Source organism: Arthrobacter sp. 35W (assembly GCF_000482545.1).
Taxonomy (GTDB): Bacteria; Actinomycetota; Actinomycetes; order Actinomycetales; family Micrococcaceae; genus Specibacter.
Genome location: NZ_KI519455.1, coordinates 67,827 through 85,918 on the forward strand (window position 1 = coordinate 67,827; position 18,092 = coordinate 85,918).

At 67.2% G+C, this 18,092-nt stretch carries 18 protein-coding genes; 8 read left to right on the forward strand and 10 right to left on the reverse strand.

Translation table 11 applies throughout. The features are described from left to right. Positions 1–108 precede the first annotated feature (108 nt). From K254_RS0112445 to K254_RS0112460, 4 genes are all read left to right on the forward strand, one after another. Positions 109–543: a hypothetical protein gene (locus tag K254_RS0112445; protein WP_026555639.1), complete on the forward strand. Its 435-nt coding sequence runs from the start codon at positions 109–111 to the stop codon at positions 541–543. Between the two features lie 270 nt (positions 544–813). Beyond that, positions 814–1,506 carry a histidine phosphatase family protein gene (locus K254_RS0112450; protein WP_026555640.1) on the forward strand — a complete coding sequence of 231 codons (693 nt, stop codon included), beginning with the start codon at positions 814–816 and terminating at the stop codon, positions 1,504–1,506. A 24-nt stretch (positions 1,507–1,530) separates the two neighbouring features. After that, a complete protein-coding gene (locus tag K254_RS0112455) occupies positions 1,531–2,097 on the forward strand; it encodes a DUF3090 domain-containing protein (protein WP_026555641.1) in 567 nt (188 codons plus the stop codon). Further along, positions 2,097–2,864, forward strand: coding sequence for an SCO1664 family protein (locus K254_RS0112460; RefSeq protein ID WP_026555642.1), 768 nt, complete (start codon positions 2,097–2,099; stop codon positions 2,862–2,864). The genes K254_RS0112455 and K254_RS0112460 overlap by 1 nt, the downstream gene beginning before the upstream one ends. A gap of 149 nt (positions 2,865–3,013) precedes the next feature. Here the strand turns inward: K254_RS0112460 and ychF are convergent, their stop codons facing one another. Beyond that, entirely contained in the window at positions 3,014–4,099 is a 1,086-nt protein-coding gene (ychF, locus tag K254_RS0112465) for a redox-regulated ATPase YchF (RefSeq protein ID WP_026555643.1), read from the reverse strand. A gap of 177 nt (positions 4,100–4,276) precedes the next feature. On the opposite strand from ychF, the gene K254_RS23105 reads away from it, so the two are divergent. Beyond that, positions 4,277–5,593 (forward strand): DNA recombination protein RmuC, encoded by a 1,317-nt coding sequence (locus K254_RS23105; RefSeq protein WP_081710120.1) that lies wholly within the window; start codon positions 4,277–4,279, stop codon positions 5,591–5,593. Between the two features lie 40 nt (positions 5,594–5,633). On the opposite strand, the gene K254_RS0112475 is transcribed toward K254_RS23105, so the two are convergent. The 4 genes from K254_RS0112475 to K254_RS0112490 form a co-directional block, all read right to left on the reverse strand. Continuing rightward, a complete protein-coding gene (locus tag K254_RS0112475) occupies positions 5,634–5,912 on the reverse strand; it encodes a hypothetical protein (RefSeq protein ID WP_026555644.1) in 279 nt (92 codons plus the stop codon). 50 nt (positions 5,913–5,962) lie between these two features. Beyond that, positions 5,963–7,378: an amidase gene (locus K254_RS0112480; protein ID WP_026555645.1), complete on the reverse strand. Its 1,416-nt coding sequence runs from the start codon at positions 7,376–7,378 to the stop codon at positions 5,963–5,965. A 66-nt stretch (positions 7,379–7,444) separates the two neighbouring features. After that, complete coding sequence (locus K254_RS0112485) at positions 7,445–8,530, reverse strand: 4-hydroxy-3-methylbut-2-enyl diphosphate reductase (protein ID WP_026555646.1); 1,086 nt, start codon at positions 8,528–8,530, stop codon at positions 7,445–7,447. A gap of 9 nt (positions 8,531–8,539) precedes the next feature. Next, complete coding sequence (locus K254_RS0112490; protein WP_026555647.1) at positions 8,540–9,370, reverse strand: hypothetical protein; 831 nt, start codon at positions 9,368–9,370, stop codon at positions 8,540–8,542. Between the two features lie 283 nt (positions 9,371–9,653). On the opposite strand from K254_RS0112490, the gene xseA reads away from it, so the two are divergent. After that, the gene (gene xseA / locus K254_RS0112495) at positions 9,654–10,898 is read left to right on the forward strand and encodes an exodeoxyribonuclease VII large subunit (protein ID WP_026555648.1); all 1,245 of its coding nucleotides are present in this window, start codon (positions 9,654–9,656) and stop codon (positions 10,896–10,898) included. A gap of 100 nt (positions 10,899–10,998) precedes the next feature. Next, the gene (locus tag K254_RS0112500; protein ID WP_026555649.1) at positions 10,999–11,238 is read left to right on the forward strand and encodes an exodeoxyribonuclease VII small subunit; all 240 of its coding nucleotides are present in this window, start codon (positions 10,999–11,001) and stop codon (positions 11,236–11,238) included. Positions 11,239–11,252: 14 nt separating this feature from the next. On the opposite strand, the gene K254_RS23110 is transcribed toward K254_RS0112500, so the two are convergent. From K254_RS23110 to K254_RS0112525, 5 genes are all read right to left on the reverse strand, one after another. Then, positions 11,253–11,603 carry a DUF4190 domain-containing protein gene (locus K254_RS23110; protein ID WP_081710122.1) on the reverse strand — a complete coding sequence of 117 codons (351 nt, stop codon included), beginning with the start codon at positions 11,601–11,603 and terminating at the stop codon, positions 11,253–11,255. A gap of 65 nt (positions 11,604–11,668) precedes the next feature. After that, on the reverse strand, positions 11,669–12,523 hold the full coding sequence (locus tag K254_RS0112510; RefSeq protein ID WP_026555650.1) for a polyphosphate kinase 2 family protein: 855 nt from the start codon (positions 12,521–12,523) through the stop codon (positions 11,669–11,671). 144 nt (positions 12,524–12,667) lie between these two features. Then, the gene (locus K254_RS0112515; protein ID WP_026555651.1) at positions 12,668–13,885 is read right to left on the reverse strand and encodes a pyridoxal phosphate-dependent aminotransferase; all 1,218 of its coding nucleotides are present in this window, start codon (positions 13,883–13,885) and stop codon (positions 12,668–12,670) included. Positions 13,886–13,969: 84 nt separating this feature from the next. Then, on the reverse strand, positions 13,970–14,914 hold the full coding sequence (locus K254_RS0112520; protein ID WP_035750170.1) for an ABC transporter substrate-binding protein: 945 nt from the start codon (positions 14,912–14,914) through the stop codon (positions 13,970–13,972). Positions 14,915–14,955: 41 nt separating this feature from the next. Continuing rightward, a complete protein-coding gene (locus K254_RS0112525; RefSeq protein WP_051389200.1) occupies positions 14,956–16,812 on the reverse strand; it encodes a glycoside hydrolase family 35 protein in 1,857 nt (618 codons plus the stop codon). A gap of 227 nt (positions 16,813–17,039) precedes the next feature. Here K254_RS0112525 and K254_RS0112530 point away from each other — a divergent pair, with 227 nt between their 5' ends. Beyond that, complete coding sequence (locus K254_RS0112530; RefSeq protein WP_026555654.1) at positions 17,040–18,059, forward strand: LacI family DNA-binding transcriptional regulator; 1,020 nt, start codon at positions 17,040–17,042, stop codon at positions 18,057–18,059. Positions 18,060–18,092 lie beyond the last annotated feature (33 nt).

The window sequence follows — 18,092 nt, forward strand, 5'->3', positions numbered from 1 at the left end:
CAGGTGCAGGAATCATTCGAGCAGGATTCAAGAAGCGGGCCACAATTGGTGGCAGTAGTGTGATTTCGAACCAGGAATGGTTGCCACACTCGAACTTAGGAGAATCACATGGCCGAGAAGACCGCCGGGCTGTCCAAGGAAGAACGTGATGCCGTCAAACAGCGTGCTTCGGAGCTGCGTGCGCAGGAAAAAGCCGGGAAGAACCGCGCCGCAGGCGAGCAGGCAGTCCGTGAGGCGATCGCCGCGCTGCCGGATGAGGACCGGGTTCTCGCCGAAGGCATCGACAGGATCGTTTCCGAAGTCGCTCCGCATCTTGTTCCGAAAACCTGGTACGGATTCCCTTCGTATGCCACCGAGGACGGGAAGATCGTCGTGTTCTTCAAGGCAGCCTCGAAGTTCACCTCACGCTATGCCACCCTGGGCTTCGAAGAGTCCGCCAAGCTCGACGACGGCGACCTGTGGGTAACCTCGTTCGCCCTTCTGGCTTTGACGCCTGAGACTGAAAAGAAGATCGCGGAGCACATCCGCAAGGCCGCAGGCTAACCCGTCCGAATCGTGGTCGAAGGCCCTGCTTTTTGCAGGGCCTTCTGTTCCACCATGGCAGGAACGCTGCACGTCGAGATGACCCCGGCCGGCGGCGGTCCAGCAGCGTCCTCGCTCACCGTGCATGGGGATGGTGGGCGACCACGCAAGAAACAAGCTCTGCTCCACCCCTCGCCACGGGACCGCGGTCTTTTGCTGTACCCGGCCATGACGTTGGTGGAACTCGGCTTTGGGATGGGCTCGTCGACGGCGGGTGGTTAGGCTGAGTGGATGGCGACAGTTATTCTCGTGCGGCACGGCCGCTCCACAGCCAATGCCACCGGGCTGCTGGCCGGCCGGGCTGTCGGCGTCGGCCTGGACCAGATTGGGCGGGACCAGGCTGCCGTGGCCGGAGACCGGCTCGCACCCGTTCCTCTGGTCGGGGTGGTGTCGAGTCCTCTTGAGCGTTGTCTGCAGACCGCCCAGTTCATCATCGATCGCCAGACTGGCGCGCCTTATGCGCCGGTTGACCCCGATCTCACCGAGTGTGACTACGGCCAGTGGCAGGGCCGCATGCTCAGTGATCTCACTACCGAGGAGTTGTGGCCGGTTGTCCAGTCGCAACCGTCCGCCGCCGTTTTTCCGGACGGTGAATCCATGGCCGCGATGCAGGCCCGGTCAGTGGCAGCGATTCGACGCCACGATGCAGCATTCGAAGCCGAGCACGGGCCAGGGGCAGTGTGGGCGGCAGTGAGTCACGGTGACATCATCAAATCGATCCTCGCCGACGCGCTCGGCATGCACCTGGACCTGTTCCAGCGAATCAACGTAGGCCCCGCCTCCATATCGATCGTGAACTACGGCGCCAGCCGGCCAAGCGTCTACGCGACCAACACCGATGCGGGTGATCTGTCGTGGTTGTCGAACGGCATCCGCTCCGACGATGCGCCGGTGGGCGGCGGTGCAGGGCAAAAGGCGCCCTGAACCCGGTGGGCCTAGAATACTGACATGCCTACACGTGTTCACGAGTTTTCCTGGCCTGATCGGGTCGTCGTTGGCACCATCGGCCTTCCGGGCGCGCGCACGTTCTACCTTCAGGTGCGCGCAGGGACGCAGGTCGTGAGTATTGCCCTGGAGAAGCAGCAGTCGGCTCTGCTCGCGGAGAAGATCGACGAAATTCTGGACCAGCTCATCACCATCGAGGGCAACCCTTTCAGCGTTCCCATGGGTACTCCCATTGAACTTGTCGACAATGACCCGCTCGAGGCCGTCCAGGAGCAGTTTCGCACTGGGGCCATGAGCCTGGGGTGGGACCCAACCACGGCCCAGATCGTCATTGAGGCCCACCCCATCACCGATGACGATCCCGATGCTGATGCTGATGGCGACGACGAATCGTTTCATGAGGACAGGGCCAACGAGCCCGAAATGCTGATCGTGCGAGTGCCGGTCGGCAGCGCGCGCGCATTCGCCAGGCGCACCCGCGAGATCGTGGGCGCTGGGCGCCCGGCGTGCCCGCTCTGCGGGTATCCCGTGGACGCTGACGGACACATCTGCACCCTTCCCGGAGCCTGATGCCAACGCCGGACCTGGTGACCGCCGAGCTGACTCTCACCGGCCGTATCACGACGGCTTCAAACGCCACATTTCTTGGCAGCATCGGCGATGTGGTGGTCGTCTATAAGCCGATAGCCGGCGAAAGTCCGCTGTGGGATTTTCCCCAGGGCACGCTGGCCCATCGGGAGGTGGCCGCCTACCTGGTCTCGCAGGCCTTTGGTTGGGGCATCGTGCCCCGCACCTGGCTGCGCGATGGTCCGATGGGCGAAGGAATGGTGCAGCTCTGGCAGGAGCAGGATCCCGCCCAAGACGCCGTGGACCTGATCCCGGCGGACCATATGCCGGAGACAGGTTGGAAACACGTTCTACAGGGACGAGATGAGAACGGACGGCTGGTCGCCCTCGTTCACGAAGACTCGCCAGCGCTCAGGCGCATGGCGGTGTTCGACGTCATAGTCAACAACGCCGACCGCAAAGGCGACCACATTCTTGCCCTGGCTGATGGACACCGGCACGGCGTGGACCATGGGCTCACCTTTCACCGTGACCACAAGCTGCGCACGGTGCTGTGGGGATGGCTCGGAGACGCTCTAACCGCCGACGAAGAAGCCGGCATAGATCGTGTCAGCGAAGGACTGCATGGTGAGCTGGGCCGAAATCTGGCAGACTTGCTCAGCGCCGAAGAAATCGCATCGCTCGCCGCGCGCTGCGCCCGGTTGCGCTTGGCAGGGCGGTTTCCGGCTCCCAGCGGTGAGATGTCGGCGGTGCCCTGGCCGCTGTTCTAGGGGAATTGCGGCCACGATCTTGGTCACTCGTTCGGTGTGCAGCAGAGTACTGGCTGCATTGGGGTGGCAATCGCCCGGAAAAGCGCATGGCCGCCAAGAACACGTGTTCATGGCGGCCATCGCAAATGGTTTCAAGCAGTCCAGCGGTTCTACACGTTGAAGCGGAACTCCACCACGTCGCCGTCGACCATCACATACTCTTTGCCTTCGATGCGGACCTTGCCCTTGGACTTGGCCTCGGCCATCGAACCGGCCTCGATGAGGTCGTCAAAGCTGACCACCTCGGCCTTGATGAAGCCGCGCTGGAAGTCGGAGTGGATCACGCCGGCGGCCTGCGGGGCGGTGTCGCCCTGGCGGATGGTCCAGGCGCGGGCCTCCTTGGGTCCGGCGGTCAGGTAGGTCTGCAGACCCAGCGTGTGGAAGCCGACGCGGGCCAGCTGGTCCAGTCCGGACTCCTCCTGGCCGCTCATCTCGAGCATTTCGCGGGCCTCGGCCTCGTCCAGCTCGACCAGATCGGACTCGAGCTTGGCGTCGAGGAAGATGGCATCTGCCGGCGCCACCAGGGCACGCAGCTCGGCCTGCCGCTCCGGGTTGCCCAGCACGGCGTCGTCGACGTTGAAGACGTAGATGAACGGCTTGGCCGTCAGCAGGGAGAGCTCGCGCAGGTATTCCATCTCCAGCTTGTCCGACTTCACGGAAGCGAAGATGGTGTCGCCGCGCTCCAGGACCTTCTGGGCAGCCAGCACAGCATTGAGCTCCGCGGCTTCCTTCTGCTTGAGCTTGACGGCCTTCTCCAGGCGCGGAACGGCCTTTTCGATGGTCTGCAGATCGGCGAGGATCAGCTCGGTGTTGATGGTCTCCATGTCCGAGGAGGGATCCACCTTCCCGTCAACGTGGACCACATCGGGGTCGTCGAAGACGCGGATGACCTGGGCGATGGCCTCGGCTTCGCGGATGTTGGCCAGGAACTTGTTGCCCAGACCTTCACCCTCGGAAGCGCCCTTGACGATGCCGGCGATGTCCACGAAGGACACCATGGCCGGGAGCAGGCGGGCGGATCCGAAGACCTCGGCCAGCTTGCCCAGACGGGCGTCCGGCAGGTTGACCACACCAACATTGGGCTCGATCGTGGCGAACGGGTAGTTCGCCGCGAGCACGTTGTTGCGGGTCAGCGCGTTGAAAAGGGTTGATTTGCCGACGTTGGGCAGTCCGACGATGCCAATAGTAAGAGCCACGGTATCTAAGCTTACCGGCAGGATCCGCGGCTGGCCGCCTGCGGCCCGGTGCGGGGGCCGGGAAGCGTTACGGCAGGATCCGCGCATGGCCGCCTGCGGCCCGATGTGCTGGCCGCCTGCGGCCCTCCGGTGCGCGGCTGCGACGGCTTTGTCGGTTGCCCATGCCAAGGTATTGGCATGGATGGATTTTCGATACTGCTGGCCCTGTTGATGCTGCTGCTTGGACTGGTGGCTGGTGCTGTGGCCGCCACCGTGTATTTCCGCCGCCGGTTGGCGTCCGTTGAAGGGGACTTCGACGACGCCAGCGCCCGTCTGGGCGAGGTCAGCGCCCAGCTGGCCGGCGCCAATGCTGAGCGCAGGCTGCTGGCCACGCAGAACCAAACGATGAACGCCCGGCAGTCCTCTGACGCCTCGGTGCTGGCAGCCCTGGGCCCGGTGTCTGAGAAGCTCACCGCCGTCCAACGCCAGGTGGCCCTGCTGGAGCGCGACAGGGTGGAGCAGTACGGCCAGCTGTCCCAGCAGCTGCGCGACGCCAAGGACGCCGACGCCGCCCTGCTGTCGACCACTCGGTCGCTGGCCTCGGCGCTGAATTCCAACAGCGCCCGCGGCAAGTGGGGCGAGGTGCAGCTGCGCCGCGTGGTGGAGGCCGCCGGCATGCTGGCGCATGTGGACTTTGCCGAGCAGGTGCACAACACCACCGCCGACGCCGTCCACCGCCCGGACATGGTGGTGCGCCTTCCCGGTGGCAAGGAACTGGTGCTTGACGCCAAGGTCCCGCTCTCGGCCTACCTCCAGGCCCATGAGGAAGCCGCCGACGGCGGAGCGCCCGCCGCACCGCTGCTGGCTGCCCATGCGAAGGCACTCAAGGCCCATGTCGACACGCTGGGCAGCAAGAAGTACTGGGAATCGGCGGGCAACTCCCCCGAGCTGGTCATCTGCTTCGTCCCGGTGGAATCCATCCTGTCCTCGGCCCTGATGTCGGACCCGGGCCTGTTGGACCATGCCATGGCCCGCAATGTGGTGCTGGCCTCCCCCATCAGCCTGATGGCAATCCTGAAGGCTGTGGCCTTCAGCTGGCGCCAGGACGTACTGACGGAGAGCGCCAAGGAACTCTTTGAACTCTCCAATGCCCTGTACCTCAGGCTGGGCACGCTCGGGGAGAACGTAGGCAAGCTGGGGTCCTCGCTGAAATCCTCCGTGGACCGCTACAACGCCCTGGTGGGGACGCTGGAGGCGCGGGTGCTGCCCACGGCCCGCAAGCTGAACACCATGGACGCCGATGCACTGGCCACCCCGCCCACGGTGGAGGCCGCGCCGCGCTCCCTGTCCGCGCCCGAGTTGGAATGGGAGGACCGTTCCATGTCCTGGGAGGAGCCGGAACTGCCGTGGCAGGAACCTGCCCTGCCGGCCATGCCCAGCCTGCCGCCGTCGTCGGCCTCTCCGGTGCTGGATCCAGCGGAACGGGATGCGGTCCACGGCGGATTGGCCGGCTGAGCGTCGGGCATGCGGTGGCGGCACAGGCGCCGCCACCGCTCTACGTGGTGTGGACTTCGTAGCTGTCCACGGTTCCCAGCGGCACCACGGTGGGGGCGGGCAGCCCCGCAGCCGCGACCAGCTCGGCAAATCCACTGCCTTGGCTGAATCTGTCAAAGACTTCACGGTCAGGGCAGGTGTCGTAGACGGAGATGCCCGACTCCGTCGCCAGGCAAATGTGGATCTTCAGCACACCGGGAGGCAGCAGCTCCAGCATTCGCTGGTGGCCCTCCAACAGTTGCGCCGTGTCTCCGGTGAAGTGGTAGACGCCCATGTACATTGCATGACTCCTTTGCTAGTGGCGGCAGGCCGGGGCCGGCACCCCGGCTGTCAGGGGAGGGCGGCGGGCCGCCGGCCGGCCCATGGCCTGGCCCGTTCCAGCTGGCCGGCCAGGCGGAACAGCAATGCCTCCCCACCGAAGGAGCCCAGGAAATGCATGCCGACGGGCAGCCCTTCCGCATCGGCGCCCAGGGGCACCGACATGGCTGGATTGCCCGTGATGTTGGCGTATTCGCCGTCGAACATCAAGAACCGGCCAGCTTCGCGCTCGCCCCGCAACGGTTCCTCTTCGGTTCCGTTCAGGGTGCCCAAGGGCAGCGGTGGCCAGCCCACCGTGGGTGTTAGCCAGAGATCGAAGTCCTCGAAGAATCCCGCTGTGCGGCGGCTGAACCGTTGCAATTCCTCAAGGCCTGCGAGGTACTGCCCGGCCGTGATGGCGCGTGATCTGTCGAATACGGCGGCCGTATAGGGTTCAATGTCCTCCGGCTGCGGCCCACCACCCATCCGCCGGGTCCAATACTCCTCGATCCATGCCGCGGCGCCGCCGTAGACGGCCCTGATGGCCCGGTGCCCGGCGCGGCCGAGGGGCTCGGGGTGGGCCTCCCTGACCTCGTGGCCCAGATCCGAGAGCAAATCCACCGTTTCCTCGAAAACCCGCACATAATCCGGATGGACCTGCTGTCCTCCATTCGGGGCCACTGTGGCGGCAATGCGGAGCGTGCCCGGCGGCGTTTCGGATTCGGCCAGGAATGACCGGTTTTGCGGCGGCGCGGCGTAGGGATCGCCCAGCGAGGCTCCGGCCGTTGCATCCAGCAACGCCGCTGAATCCCGCACGCTTCGCGTCAGGGCATGTTCGACGGCGAATCCGCTGGCCACGTCGCCATACTCGGGCCCCAGGGGCACCCGTCCGCGCGTCGGTTTGAGGCCGAAGACTCCACACCAGGCGGCGGGATAGCGCAGCGAGCCGCCAAGATCGTTGCCGTGGGCCATCGGCACCATGCCAGCGGCCACGGCGGCAGCCGAGCCTCCGCTGGAACCGCTCGTTGAGCGGCCCAGGTTCCAGGGATTGCGCGTGGGCCCGTGCAGCGTGGGTTCACAATGTGGACTCAGGCCGAATTCTGAGGTGTTGGTCTTTCCGATGACCACCAGACCCGCGCGGCGGTGCCTGAGTGAAAGCTCCTGGTCCTGGGTGGAGACGTTGGTCCGCAGCCATCGCGATCCCTCCGTGAACCGGGTCCCCGCGATCTCCACGGCCAAATCCTTGACCAGAAAGGGGACGCCGCCAAAGGGCCGGCCCGGCTCACCCTCCGCGGGACGGTCCACCGGCTCCACAATGCAGTGGAGCATTGGATCGAGGTCCCGGATGCGTTCCCGCGCGGCGTCCAGCAGCTCCTGAGGAGAGGCCAGGCCCTTGTGGACAAGCTCCGCCTGTCCGAGGGCGTCCATCCAACGAAGTTCCTCGTCCATGGCTCATTTTAGAGCCCTCCTCCGCGGGGCCGCCAGAGTCGGTGTCCGGCGGCCCCGCCGCCGGACCTAGCTGGTGGGGCGGGTGCCGCGCCCACCCAGGGCGCGGGTGGAATCCCCGGCTGCCTTCAGCGTCGCGCGGAGCTCCTTGGGCAGGGAGAACAGCAGATCCTCCTCGGCCGTGACCACCTCTGCCACGTCGGCATAGCCGTAGTCGGCCAGCAGACGCAGCACGTCCTGCACCAGGATCTCCGGCACCGAGGCGCCGCTGGTGACGCCCACGGTGGAGACGCCCTCAAACCAGGCCTCGTCCACCTCGTTGGCAAAGTCGACGCGGTAGGAGGCCTTGGCCCCGTATTCCAGGGCGACCTCCACCAGGCGGACGGAGTTGGAGGAATTCGCCGAGCCCACCACGATCACCAGATCGGCCTGCGGGGCGATCTTCTTGATGGCCACCTGGCGGTTGGTGGTGGCATAGCAGATGTCGTCGCTGGGCGGATCCTGCAGGGTGGGGAACCTGTCCTTGAGCAGGCGGACGGTCTCCATGGTCTCGTCCACGCTCAGGGTGGTCTGCGAGAGCCAGATGACCTTTTCCGGGTCGCGCACGGTGACCTGGTCAACCTCGTGGGGTCCGTTGACAATCTGGATGTGCTCCGGGGCCTCGCCCGCGGTGCCTTCGACTTCCTCGTGGCCCTCGTGGCCGATGAGAAGGATGTCGAAATCGTCCTTGGCGAAGCGCACGGCCTCCTTGTGCACCTTGGTCACCAGCGGGCAGGTGGCATCGATGGTGCGCAGGCCGCGGTCCTCCGCGGACTGCACCACAGCCGGGGAGACGCCGTGGGCGGAGAAGATCACCAGGGCACCCTCGGGCACCTCTTCGTTCTCCTCGACGAAGATCGCGCCCTTGGCCTCCAGGGAGCTGACCACGTGGACATTGTGCACGATCTGCTTGCGCACGTAGACGGGCGGCCCGTAGTGCTCCAGGGCCTTTTCGACGGCGATCACGGCGCGGTCCACGCCGGCACAGTAGCCGCGCGGGGCCGCCAGCAGCACCTTCTTCGGGCCGGCTACGGGGGCCGCAGCCGCCACGTCAGCCGGTGTCCTGCGCCTGCGCGGAACGGAGGGCATGGGGATGGAAACTGCTGAGCTGCTCATGCCTCCATCCTACGCGGAACGGCGGACCGCCAGCCGGGCCGCGGCGCCTGTGAGGACCAGCACGCCGGCGGTGATGGCGCCGGCCAGAATCCAGCCGTCCAGGTTTTCAGTGGCGGCCTGCACAAAACGGTCCTTGAACAATTGGGCCACGGGGTTGCCGGTGTCCACGGCCTCCACCATGGCGGCCGCCGCGCCTGCGGCAATCTTCCACCCGGCGGACACCACGGCCAGCCCCAGCCCGGCCAGCAGCAGGGTGGTCGACCGCCGTCGTGCCAGCACCAGGCCGGCCACAAGGGCAACGGCTGAACCGGCGGCCAACCACACGCCCCACGGGCCGGCCTGGGCCACTCGCGAGACGACAGCGCGATTGGCGGCGCTGCCGACGGGGATCTGCACGGTCTCCGGAGCCTTGACGTCGGCGCCCACGGAGGCCGCCAGCCGGTCCACCACCAGCCCCAGCAGCGGCGCCACGTCCAGCGCCATCGTCTCGGGCGCCTCCGGGGTTCCGGGCGCCGAAACCGACAGGCGGTGGCTGCGGGCCAGCGTCTGCGTCCAGGCCTCGGGGTAGCCGGGGTCAGTGTTCAGCGCGGCGGCGGCCTTGGCGACCAGCGGCTCCACCAGCGACCCCAGGCCCAGCGGCAGGTCAAGCGAGGTCGCCACGGTGGTTCCGGCGGCCTGGGACAGCGCCTGCTGGAACTCGGCGTCGGCACCCAGCGGCGCCGCCAGGGCGACGAATCCCTGTTCCTGCACCACATTGGCCTGCAGCCACAGCGTGGGCAGCGCGGCGGCAGCCAGCACCAGGGATAGGAGCACGGCCAGGGCCGAGAGGATCGATCGCATGCTTCTCCTGCAGTTGGTGCCGAATGTCCAGGGGCCGGATGCCCAGGTGGCTGAAAACCAGTCTGGCCGGATTTCCACAGTACCGCCCGGCACCACTGCGGATGTCGGTGCCCGGGCCCATCATGGAAACACAGTGAAAGATAGAGTGGAACGGCGCACCGGATGCAGCAGGGCTGGCCGGGACGCAAGGCAGTCCGGCAACCAGTGCAGGGCGACACGGGTGGAGGAAGTTCCAGTGGCTGAAGAGATCTTCGAGAACGACGGCGGTGCCGGCACCGATGCCCTGCTCGGCGCCGCCCCCGCGCAGAAGACCATCCCGGCAACGGCCGGGGAGACCAGCGCCGAGAACCCGTGGCCGCTGCACCTGCTCTCCGAAAAGCTCAAGGCCCACATCGAACGCGCCCCCGCCGCCTGGGTCGAGGGCCAGGTGATCGAACTGAACAAGCGGGCCAACGTCAGCTATTTGACCCTGCGCGACATCGACGCCGAGGTGTCCCTCAGCGTCACCGTGTGGGGTTCCGTGTTGTCCTCCATGGCCACGCCGCTGGAGCGCGGCGCCCGCGTGGTCGCCCAGCTCAAACCCGATTTCTGGCTCAAAACGGGCCGGCTGTCCATGCAGGGCCGCGACATCCGCCCGGTGGGCCTGGGCGATCTGCTGATGCGCATCGAGGCCCTGCGCCAGGCCCTCGCCGCGGAGGGCCTCTTCGACGCGGACCGCAAGAAGAAGCTCCCCCTGCTCCCACACCGGATTGGGCTGATCACCGGCCGCAACTCCGATGCGATGAAGGATGTGCTGCGCAACGCCGCGCTGCGCTGGCCCGCCGTTGAATTTGAGGTCCGCGAGGTGGCCGTCCAGGGTGTCAGCGCCGTGGCGCAGGTCAGCGCCGCCCTGGCCGAGCTCGACGCCGATCCCGAGGTGGACGTGATAGTCATTGCCCGCGGCGGCGGCTCGATGGAGGATCTGCTGCCGTTCAGCCACGAATCCCTGGTGCGGGCCGTGGCGGCAGCCTCCACCCCCGTGGTCAGCGCCATCGGCCACGAGGCGGACCGGCCGCTGCTCGATGAGGTGGCGGATCTGCGCGCCTCCACGCCCACCGACGCCGCCAAGCGGATTGTGCCGGACGTGGCCGAGGAGCTGCGCCGCGTGGAGACGGCCCGCGGGCAGCTGAACCGGCGCATCCACGCCCTGGTGGAGCGCGAATCGGAACGGATCGCCGCGCTGCGCACCCGCCCGGCCCTGCTGTACCCGGAGGACATGGTCACGGCCCGCGCCGAGGACATCGAACGCCTCGGCGGACGCGCCCTCTCCGCCGTCCGTGGAACGCTCGCCCGGCACCAGGAAAAGATCGGCCACCTGCGGTCCCAGGTCCGGGCACTGTCGCCGCAGAAGACCCTTGACCGCGGCTACGCCGTCGTCCAGCTTTCCGACAATGCCGTGGTCAGGGACCCGGCCCAGGCGCCGGAGGGAACCCCGCTGCGCGTGCGCGTTGCCGCCGGAGAGTTCGCTGCGACGTCCGGTGCGCGCTGACCCATCCTGAGCCGGGACACCGGCCCCAGCACCTCCACGATCCCCGCGGGACCACCGACGGGAAACCACTTCGGACCACTACACGACAAGGACCCCACCCATGGCGAAAGACCAAACAACCCCCAACGCCGATGTTGCAGCCCTGAGCTACGAGCAGGCCCGCGAGCAATTGGTGGCAGTCGTGTCCCAGCTCGAGGCAGGCGGCGCGAGCCTGGAGGAATCGCTGGCGCTGTGGGAGCGCGGCGAGGCCCTGGCACAGCGCTGCGAGGAGTGGCTGGCCGGCGCCAAGGCACGCCTCGACGCCGCCCGGAACGCTGCCCGGAACGCTGCCGAAGCCTAGACGGCCGCTAAAGCCTAGACCGCCGCCGAACCCACTATCGACACGGCGGCGCCGGCCGACATCCCAGGACCATTGGGACCGCCCCGGTGCTGGCTCTGCTGCCCTGCCACCAGCAGCATGAGAACGAGCACCACCGACAGCACGATGCCCGCCACCACCGACACATAGCCGATCACGAGGCCGGCAATGGCCAGGCCCCGGCCGCCCTCGCCGGTGCGTTTGATCTGGTTGAGGGCGATGTGCCCCGTCACGATGGCGGCGATGGAGACGAAGAACGCCAGCACGAAGGAGACGATCGCCAGCGTGTTGGTAGGGCCTGCGGGCTTGGCAGGAGCCGGGTATTCACTGGGCCATACCTGGGTCATGTGGACCACCTCGGGATGCTCGGGAACGGTCTGATAGGGAAACAGGGAGCTGGCGCGGCGCGGGCCTAGCTGGCCGCCACGCGGGCACGCTCGGCGTCGAGGTCGAAATCACCCTTCGGCCACTGCAGATTGAGCGTGGCGAGGGCGTCGATCAGGATCTCCTGGACGGCTAGACGGGCATACCACTTCTTGTCTGCGGGCACCACGTGCCAGGGGGCACCGCCCGTGGTCGTCTTCTCGAAGGCTGTCTGGTAGGCCTCCATGTACTGGGGCCAGTAGGCCCGCTCATCGAGGTCGCTGGTGCTGTACTTCCAATATTTGCTGGGGTCCTGGAGCCTGGCCGTCAGCCGCGCCTTCTGCTCTTCGGGGCTGAGGTTCAGCATCACTTTCACCACCGTGGTGCCGTTGGCCGCCAGCTCGGCCTCGAAATCGTTGATGGCCGCATAGCGGCGTTCCAGCTCCGCCTCATCGGCCCAGCCGTGGACGCGGTGGATGAGCACATCCTCGTAGTGGGATCTGTCGAACACGCCAAACATGCCGGCACCGGGCACGGCCTTGCGGATGCGCCAGAGGAAGTCGTGGGACTTTTCCTCGTCGGTGGGTGCTTTGAAGGCCTTCAGTGCCACACCTTGCGGGTCCACGGAGCCCACCACATGCTGCACGATGCCGCCCTTGCCCGCGGTGTCCATGGCTTGGAGCACCAGCAGCACCGACCGGGTGCCGCCGTAGCGGCTCTCGGCAAACAGCTGTTCCTGGAGGGTGGCCAGCACCTTGGACCGCACCGCCAGTTCCGCGGCGCCGTCGGCCTTCTTTCCGGAAAAACCCGGGGACGCATCGGTGGGCTGCCCCGACAAGTGGAACCCCTCCCCCACTCGCAACAGCTGGGCCGGGGGCTGGTCAAAAGCATGCTGGTCGGGCATGGAAGGATCCGTTCTGCCGAAGTGGACAACTGTCCGGCGGCGCCGGCCCGGCCGTTGGGGCAGTCTGCCCTGCCGGCCGGGGCCTCGCGGCCGTGCGCCCAGCTTACGACGCGGCGGGGATCCAGCGCCGGGAAACCTTCCGTGTCACGGCTTGTAGCCGCCCAGGAACTCGGCAATCCGGCCGATCGCGTCCTCGAGGTCCTTCACATTCGGCAGTGTGACCAGACGGAAGTGGTCGGGCCGCACCCAGTTGAAGGCGGTGCCGTGGGAGATCAGGATCTTCTGCTGGCGCAGCAGGTCCAGGGCGAACTTCTCATCGCTCTTGATCGGGTAGACCTCCGGGTCCAGCTTCGGGAAGAGGTACAGCGCACCCTTGGCCTGGTTGACGGAGACTCCGGGGATCTCGTTGAGCATCTTGTAGGCGATGTCGCGCTGCTCGCGCAGCCGTCCGCCGGGCAGGATCAGGTCCTCGATGCTCTGGTGTCCGCCCAGGGCCGTCTGGATGGCGTGCTGGCCGGGCGCATTGGCGCACAGGCGCATATTGGCGAGCAGGTTGATGCCCTCCAGATAGTCCGCGGCGTCGGCCTTGGGGCCGGAAATGGCCAGCCACCCCGAGCGGTAGCCGCAGATGCGGTAGGCCTTGGACAGGCCGGAGAAGGTCATGCACAGGACGTCGTCGCCGGTGAGCGTGGCGGTGTTGATGTGCTCGGCCTCGTCGTAGAGGATCTTCTCGTAGATCTCGTCGGAGAAGATGACCAGGCCGTGCCTGCGCGCCAGATCCACCATGCCCTGCAGGATGTGCCGCGGGTAGACGGCGCCGGTGGGGTTGTTGGGGTTGATGATCACGATGCCCTTGGTGTTGGGCGTGATCTTCGCTTCCAGATCCTCAAGGTCCGGCCACCACTCGTTGTCCTCATCGCAGAGGTAGTGCACCGGGCGTCCGCCGGCCAGGCTCACGGATGCGGTCCAGAGCGGGTAGTCGGGCGTGGGCACCAGGATCTCGTCGCCGTTGTTCAGCAGAGCCATGAGCGAGAGCGTGATGAGCTCGCTGACGCCGTTGCCGAGGTAGACGTCGTCGACGTGGATGTTCTGGATGCCGCGCGTTTGGTAGTACTGCACGACGGCGGTGCGCGCGGAGAAGATGCCGCGGGAGTCCGTGTAGCCCTGCGCGTGCGGCAGGTGCTTGATCATGTCCACCAGGATGGCGTCGGGGGCCTCAAAGCCAAACGGCGCCGGGTTGCCGATGTTCAGCTTGAGGATGCGGTGGCCCTCCGCCTCCATCTGCTGGGCCTGCTGCAACAGCGGGCCGCGGATGTCGTAGAGGACGTTGTGAAGCTTGGTGGACTGGGTGAATTCTGCCATTTACCCAATATCCCACAGCGCGGGCGGCGCACCGCTTCGGTGTTGCTTTATGCCGCGGTCCAATGGCGAAAAAGTGGCCTTGGGCTACTTGGCCAGGCCCTTGTCCTTGAGCCAATGCGCGGCGGCCTCGGCCGGGCTGAGCGCCTGCTTGCCGGTGGTGAGCCTGTTCAGCGCCACCAGATCCTCGGTGGAGAGCGTGGAGGAGACCTTGTTCAACACATCCCGAGCCCGCTGGGGCACGGCGTTGGTGGCGATGACGGGCACCACCACATTGGCCGGCCAGATCTTCTTGGTGTCTTCCAGCACCACCAGATCGTTCTCCTCCACGGCCGGGGAACTGGTGTGGATGTCGGCCACCAGCACGTTGTCCCGCAGCAATGCCAGCACCAGTGCGTTGCCGGAGTTGGAGATCGTGGAGACGGACAGCGGGGTGCAGCCATAGGTGCCCTTCAGCGCGCCAAGCCCGTCGGGGCGGGTGGCGAAGTCCCCGGCGGCGCCCAGGGGCAGCTGCGCGCAGACCTTGGCCAGATCCTCGATGGTCTTCAGCGAGTGCTTCTGCGCGGTGACCTTGGTGACCACCAGGGCATCGGAGTCGGCGGCCTTTGAGGCATCAAGGAGCGTCAACCCAGCCGGCAGCTTGGCCGCCAGCTGCTTGGGGACGTCCGGGGACTCGGTGGGCTGCGACGTGTCCACCGTCTCGAGCAGGCTGGCGCCGTAGTCGACGACGACATCGGCCGTGCCCGCCAGCAGCGGCGCCAGCGAGTCGGCGCCCGGAGATGCCACGGGAGCGACGTTTGCCGGGATGCCGGCGGCGTCCAACGCCCCGGCATAGATCTGCGCCAGCACCTCGTTCTCGCCCGGATTCGCCGCGTCCGGAACGGGCCCGGCCGTGACGATGAGCGGCACGGCGCTGGCCGAGGCCGACGACGACGGCGAGGGGGCAGGAGTGGGGGCGGAGCAACCGGCCAGCAGAAGAGCCGCCAGGCCCAATGCCAGCGCCTTGGGCCCGCGTGTCTTTCCGGTGTGCATCACACCCCCAATCCTACCCAGCGGATGATCCCGCCTGGTTCCTAGGGAAGGCTTTCCACGTGGTGGGCCGGTGCACCGAGCTCGGGAAGTTCGCGCAGTTCCAGCGTGCTGCCGCGGTGTTCCAGCTCCAGCACCGTGATGGTGTTGGCGCCTTCGCGCAGCAGCGGGGCCGGCACGTACAGCGTGATCTGCGGCCCCACCTCCCAGTAGCGGCCCAGCAGGAAACCGTTGATCCACACAAAGCCCTTGCCGAAGCCCGGCAGCGCCAGATAGGTGTCGGCAGGCTCCTGGACGGTCAGTTCCGCGTGGGCAAAGCCGGAACCGGCGGCGTCGTTCTGCGCTTGGTGCCAGCCGCCGGCCGGCGCCTGGGCAGTGGCGGCCAGCAGCTCCTCCACAGGGAGCTCCAGCTCAACACGGCGCTGCTCCCAGTGGAAGACATAGCGCTGGTTGATCAGGACGCCGTCGAGGATGCCCTTGCCCTGGCCGAACAGCGGACCGTAGTTGATGCGGCCCTGGTTCTCGACGAGGATCTCCAGCCGCACGGACACACCGTGGCCGGGGACCTTGACGCCGTCGACGCCGGTGGCGTCGTCCAGCACACCGGCCAGCACGCCGTCGACCCAGACATAGGCGCGGTCGTGGAGGCCGCGGATCCTGATGGTCGCCTCGGCGTTGGGCAGGATGGCATTGGCCGTGTAGTGCACCAGACCGCGGTCCAGGCCGAGCTCTTCGAAGCTGAGCGGGCGGACGCTGGAGACCGGGGCCGCGGCACGGACCAGGTCCAGCAGCCCCGCGCCGGGAGTGGCGGCCAGCGTCTGGGCACCCAGTGCACGCACGGGCGCGGCCAGGTGCGCCGGCACGGCTGTGAGTTCGCGGCCGGAGGCGGCGAAGAACGCCTCGCGCATGGCGTGGAACTTCTCTGTCAGCGTGCCGTCCTCGGCGATGGGGGCATCGGAGTCGTAGCTGGTGACGGTGGGCTGGATGGTCTTGTCGTGGTTGCTGCCGCTGGTCAGGCCGAAGTTGGTTCCACCGTGGGCCATGTACAGGCAGACGGAGCCGCCCAGATCCAGCATCTTGCGCACCTCCGTGGAGGCGTCCAGGGCCGTGCGGGTGTGGTGGGTTTCCGTCCAGTGGTCGAACCAGCCGTTCCAGAACTCCACATTGAAGAAGGGCTCCTGCGGGCGGCGGCGCTTCCAGACCTCGATGGCCTCATCGCCGCGGCTGCCCAGCGTCGCCGTCGCCCAGGTGTCCTCCAGCTCGCCGCCGTCCAGGAAGTAGTCGTTGCCGCCGTCGGCGGTGAAGAGCAGCTCGGTGATGCCTCGTTCGGTCAGCGCCGAGCGGTTCCAGCGCAGGTAGTCCTTGTCATCGCCGTAGCTGCCGTATTCGTTTTCCACCTGGACGGCCACGATGGGCCCACCCTGGCTGGCTTGCAGCGGTGCAAGGACGGGGATCAGGGCGTCGAACCAGGGCTCAATCGGGGCCGTGAAGCCCGGGTCGGAGGAGCGCAGGGCAACCCCGGGCGTGGAGGTGGCCCAGATGGGGAAGCCGGCGTTGTCCCACTCGGCGCAGATGTAGGGGCCGGGGCGCACGATGACGTCCAATCCGGCCTCGCCCGCCAGCGTGATGAACCGGGCCAGGTCGCGCCAGCCCTCGAACGACGGCGCCACATCCTGGTGCGGCTGGTGGAAGTTCCAGGCAACGTAGGTGTCGAGGGTGTTCACACCCATCGCGGCCAGCCGGGCGATCCTGTCCTCCCATTGGTCCGGGTGGACGCGGAAGTAGTGGATGGCCCCGGCCAGAATCTGGTGCGGCCGGCCGTTGCGCAGCAGCCGGCCGTCCTGGATGCTCAGCACGCTGCCATCGGCAGCAGTGTCACCGAACGAGGTGGGGTTGGACAACTGGGCTTCCAGAGTAATCAGGCTCCTCGGGTTGTTGCCGGACGACGGCGGCCACAGGGGCTCCGTCCGGCCATGCAGGCCGGGCCGGCGGCCGACCCGGGCACATACTAATCTGTTATCGATAACAAGACTAACGCCATTCCGGCAGGCACGTCCATTCAGGGTGTGCCAATCCTCCGATGTTAGTGTTGTTACAACCAACAGGGCGCCCCGAGTGAAGGACCACAATGCAGAAGCGGCAGTTCAATAGGGCTCCGGCCATGCGCGATGTTGCGCAGGCGGCGGGCGTGTCCGCCCAGACGGTGTCGCGTGTACTCAGCGACCATCCCAATGTCCAGGAGGTCACGAAGCGGCGCGTGCTGGCCGCCGTGGAGGAACTGGGCTACCGCCGCAACAACACCGCCCGGGCGCTCGTCACCGGGCTCAGCCGCACCATCGGCGTCGTCACCCTGGCCACCAACAACTACTCCCGCTCCTCACTGGCGCTCGGCGTGGAGCTCGCCGCCCGCGAGGCTGGCTACGCCGTCAACTCCGTCACCTCAAACCTCAGCACCCAGGGCCTGACCGAGGCCGTCAGCCGCCTGGTGCAGCAGGGTGTGGACGGTTTGATCATCGCCGCGCCGCTGCAGGAAGCGGCCCGGCGGGTCCGCGAGATCACCGCACGCATCCCCACCGTCACCACCGACGGATCCTCGGGCATGAGCGACGAATTGGTGGGCGTGGACCAGGAGTCCGCCGTCGTACTGGCCACCAACCACCTGCTGGGGTTGGGGCACCGCACCGTGTGGCACGTCTCCGGCCCGCCCGAGTGGTCCGACGCCGCCAGCCGTCTGGACAGCTGGCGCCGGGCCTTGGAGAAGGCCGGCCGCGAGGTGCCGCCCGAACTCCACGGCGACTGGAGCCCGGAATCGGGCTACCGCAGCGGGCTGATTCTGGGCCGCATGCCGGATGTGACGGCCATTCTGGTGGCCAGCGACGAAATGGCCTTCGGCGTGATCCGCGCCTTGACCGAACTGGGCCGGCGCATCCCGGAGGACGTCTCCGTGGTGGGCATCGATGACATCGACCTGGCCGCCTACGCGACCCCGCCGCTGACCACCGTCCGCCAGTCCTTTGAGGACACCGGGCGCCGGGCCGTCTTCCACCTGTTGGAGCAGATCGAGAACCCCGAGGCCGAGCACACGCACCAGGTGGTCGAGCCGACGCTGGTCATCCGCAAGAGCACCGCCCCGCCGCCCTCCGTCTAGCCGCGGGCAGCGCCCCAGTTTCGTGTGGAATTT

Bases quoted from the DNA above. Each gene is read 5' to 3' on its own strand.
- K254_RS0112445 (WP_026555639.1), top strand. From the start codon at position 109: ATGGCCGAGAAGACCGCCGGGCTGTCCAAGGAAGAACGTGATGCCGTC.
- K254_RS0112450 (WP_026555640.1), top strand. From the start codon at position 814: ATGGCGACAGTTATTCTCGTGCGGCACGGCCGCTCCACAGCCAATGCC.
- K254_RS0112455 (WP_026555641.1), top strand. From the start codon at position 1,531: ATGCCTACACGTGTTCACGAGTTTTCCTGGCCTGATCGGGTCGTCGTT.
- K254_RS0112460 (WP_026555642.1), top strand. From the start codon at position 2,097: ATGCCAACGCCGGACCTGGTGACCGCCGAGCTGACTCTCACCGGCCGT.
- K254_RS23105 (WP_081710120.1), top strand. From the start codon at position 4,277: ATGGATGGATTTTCGATACTGCTGGCCCTGTTGATGCTGCTGCTTGGA.
- K254_RS0112475 (WP_026555644.1), bottom strand. From the start codon at position 5,912: ATGTACATGGGCGTCTACCACTTCACCGGAGACACGGCGCAACTGTTG.
- K254_RS0112480 (WP_026555645.1), bottom strand. From the start codon at position 7,378: ATGGACGAGGAACTTCGTTGGATGGACGCCCTCGGACAGGCGGAGCTT.
- K254_RS0112485 (WP_026555646.1), bottom strand. From the start codon at position 8,530: ATGAGCAGCTCAGCAGTTTCCATCCCCATGCCCTCCGTTCCGCGCAGG.
- K254_RS0112490 (WP_026555647.1), bottom strand. From the start codon at position 9,370: ATGCGATCGATCCTCTCGGCCCTGGCCGTGCTCCTATCCCTGGTGCTG.
- K254_RS0112500 (WP_026555649.1), top strand. From the start codon at position 10,999: ATGGCGAAAGACCAAACAACCCCCAACGCCGATGTTGCAGCCCTGAGC.
- K254_RS23110 (WP_081710122.1), bottom strand. From the start codon at position 11,603: ATGACCCAGGTATGGCCCAGTGAATACCCGGCTCCTGCCAAGCCCGCA.
- K254_RS0112510 (WP_026555650.1), bottom strand. From the start codon at position 12,523: ATGCCCGACCAGCATGCTTTTGACCAGCCCCCGGCCCAGCTGTTGCGA.
- K254_RS0112515 (WP_026555651.1), bottom strand. From the start codon at position 13,885: ATGGCAGAATTCACCCAGTCCACCAAGCTTCACAACGTCCTCTACGAC.
- K254_RS0112520 (WP_035750170.1), bottom strand. From the start codon at position 14,914: ATGCACACCGGAAAGACACGCGGGCCCAAGGCGCTGGCATTGGGCCTG.
- K254_RS0112530 (WP_026555654.1), top strand. From the start codon at position 17,040: ATGCAGAAGCGGCAGTTCAATAGGGCTCCGGCCATGCGCGATGTTGCG.